The organism is Pseudomonas sp. SIMBA_067, from assembly GCF_046534675.1.
Taxonomy (GTDB): domain Bacteria; phylum Pseudomonadota; class Gammaproteobacteria; order Pseudomonadales; family Pseudomonadaceae; genus Aquipseudomonas; species Aquipseudomonas putida.
Genome location: NZ_JAWRYH010000963.1, coordinates 1 through 251 on the forward strand (window position 1 = coordinate 1; position 251 = coordinate 251).

1 protein-coding gene is annotated in these 251 nt (G+C 66.1%); it reads left to right on the forward strand.

The features are described from left to right. Positions 1-251 (forward strand): nitronate monooxygenase (locus SB765_RS32070; protein WP_410932818.1); only part of this gene is annotated, 251 nt, incomplete at both ends.

Here is a 251-nt window from a genome sequence, read left to right on the forward strand (position 1 = left end):
CGCGTCCCATCACCATGCACTGCGCAATGCCCAAGCCAGTGAAACGGCGCTGACCAACCTGTTCACCGGCCGCCCGGCGCGCGGCATCGTCAACCGGGTGATGCGCGAGCTGGGGGCGATCAACCCGACGGCTCCGGCATTCCCCAGGGCCGGCGGCGCCTTGATGCCGCTCAAGGCCAAGGATGAAGCGGGTTTCAGCAACCTGTGGTCCGGCCAGGCATTGCGCCTGGGCAAAGAGATGTCCAGTTATG